Genomic DNA, 2,384 nt, shown 5'->3' on the forward strand with positions numbered 1-2,384 from the left:
CCGGTCGAGGGGCCCGTCGCCGACGGGGCGCCGATGGCGCCGACCAGCCGCAAGGGGCAGGTCCGGGCGCGGATGTGGCAGGACGCCCTGGCCGCCCACCAGGCGGGCCGGGTGCGGGTGACCGAGGTCAGGGCCGCCGACTTCCTCGGCGCCGGCGCGTACTCGCCGTTCACGCTCATGGTCGGGGCGCAGGTGCTGGCCGGCGCGCCGGTCTCCTATCCCGGTGATCTGGACGCGCCGCACAGCTGGTCCTACACCGTCGACACGGCCCGCACGCTCGTCGCCGCCGCGGGGAACGAGGCGTCCTGGGGACGGGCCTGGCACGTGCCCTCCACCAGCGAGCTTTCGGTGCGCGGGCTCGCCCGGCGCCTGGCCGGAGCCGCCCAGGCGCCCGCGCCGCGGCTGGGGCGCATGTCCCTGCGCGAGCTGGCGGAGATCGGGCGCACCGACTCGATCATGGCCGAGTTCCCCGAGATGCTGTACCTGTACGACCGGCCCAACGTGCTCGACGCGTCCTCGACGGTCGAGATCCTCGGCGTCGTGGCGACACCGGTGGACGACGTCCTGACGGAGATGGCCGCCGCGGCGAGGAGCGTGCGGACCGCGCGCTGACCTGGGCCCCGCGAACCGCGGGGTCAGCGGGGGAGTTCCTCCAGCGCGGCGGTGGCGAAGCCGTGGTCCTGCTCGGGGGCGCCGCCGCCGAGGCCGATCGCGCCGATCAGGCGGCCGTCGCGGTGGATCGGCAGGCCGCCGCCGATGAACAGCAGCGGCCGGTCGAGCGCGGTCGGCAGGGAGTGGAAGGGGCCGTCGGGCTTGACGAGGTCGACCAGGTCGGCGGTCGGGGCGTTCAGCTGGAGGGCGGTGTAGGCCTTGCGGGTGCTGGTCTCGCCGGAGATCAGCACGGCGCGGTCGTCGCGGCGGAAGGCCAGCAGATGACCGCCGGCGTCGAGGACGGTGACGCTGACCGCGACCCCGGCCGTCTCGGCGGCGGCGCGGGCGGCCGAGATCAGGGCCTCGGCGTCGGCGGTGGTCAGCGGGGTGAGGGTGGTGGCGTTCATGATGATTCTCCTAGGGTGGGACGGACGCGCGGCCAGGACGTTCAGTCGCGGACGAGGGCGGGAACCGGGACGGCGGCGCCGGCCGGTTCACGCGCGGGCGCACGGCGTTCCAGGGCGGCGGACCAGAACGCCAGGGCGAGGGCCGCGGCGGCGAGCAGGGCGCCGACCCAGTTCGGCGCGGTGTAGCCCAGGCCCGCGGCGATGACGAGGCCGCCCAGCCAGGCCGCGAGCGCGTTGCCGAGGTTGAACGCGCCGATGTTGACCGCGGAGGCCAGCGTCGGCGCGCCGTGCGCCTGGTCGAGGACGCGCTTCTGCAGCGGCGGCACGGTGGCGAAGCCCAGCGCCCCGACCAGGAAGATGCTCGCCGCGGCGGCGACCTTGTCGTGCGCGGTCAGGGTGAACAGCGCCAGCACGACCGCGAGGCCGCCGAGGGTGGTGTAGAGCAGCGGCATCAGGGCGCGGTCGGCGAACCGGCCGCCGAGCAGGTTGCCGAGGAACATGCCGGCGCCGAACAGCACGAGCAGCCAGGTGACCGCGTCGGCGGAGTAGCCGGCCACCTGCGTCATCATCGGCGCGACGTAGGTGATCGCGGCGAAGACGCCGCCGAAGCCGAGCACGGTCATCGCCATCGCGAGCAGCACCTGCGGGTTGCGGAACGCCGTCAGCTCCGGGCGCAGGCGGGTGCCTTCTGGCCGGGGCATGGCGGGCACGAGCACGGCGATGCCGAGCAGGCCGACCAGGCCCAGCCCCGCGACGATCGCGAAGGTGGTGCGCCAGCCCACCGCCTGCCCGATGAAGGTGCCCAGCGGCACGCCCACGACGTTCGCGACGGTCAGGCCGGTGAACATGGTGGCGATGGCGCCGGCCTTCTTGTGCGGGGCGACCAGGCCGGCGGCGGCCACCGAGCCGATGCCGAAGAACGCGCCGTGGGCCATCGAGGCCACGATCCGGCCGCCGAGCATCACGCCGAACCCGGGCGCCAGCGCGGACAGCAGGTTGCCGATCACGAACAGGCCCATCAGCACGAGCAGCATCGTCTTGCGGCTGATCCTGGTGCCGAGCACCGTCATCAGCGGCGCGCCGATGACCACGCCGATCGCGTAGCCGGTGACCAGCAGGCCGGCGGTGGGGATGGAGACACCGTAGTCGCCGGCGATCTCGGGCAGCAGGCCCATGATCACGAACTCGGTGGTGCCGATCCCGAAGGCCCCGATGGCCAGGGCGAGGAGTGCGAGAGGCATCGCGCGACCCTTCTTACTATTGCTACTGCTTCTTGCAGGCTTCGACAATAGTTGCACGCCGGACAGCCCCGCGTGGGTGGCGTAG

Annotated in this window: 2 protein-coding genes and 1 pseudogene; 1 reads left to right on the plus strand and 2 read right to left on the minus strand. The window is 73.8% G+C overall.

The window, feature by feature from the left end; genetic code table 11:
- A pseudogene (locus ACWCSD_RS51625) lies at nucleotides 1-612 on the plus strand (NAD-dependent epimerase); the annotation flags it as partial.
- Between the two features lie 23 nt (nucleotides 613-635).
- On the opposite strand, the gene ACWCSD_RS51630 reads toward ACWCSD_RS51625, so the two are convergent.
- On the minus strand, nucleotides 636-1,058 hold the full coding sequence (locus ACWCSD_RS51630; protein ID WP_387680466.1) for a GlcG/HbpS family heme-binding protein: 423 nt from the start codon (nucleotides 1,056-1,058) through the stop codon (nucleotides 636-638).
- Nucleotides 1,059-1,099: 41 nt separating this feature from the next.
- Entirely contained in the window at nucleotides 1,100-2,299 is a 1,200-nt protein-coding gene (locus tag ACWCSD_RS51635) for an MFS transporter (RefSeq protein ID WP_449927073.1), read from the minus strand.
- Nucleotides 2,300-2,384: the final 85 nt, after the last annotated feature.

Source organism: Nonomuraea sp. NPDC001684, from assembly GCF_053596515.1.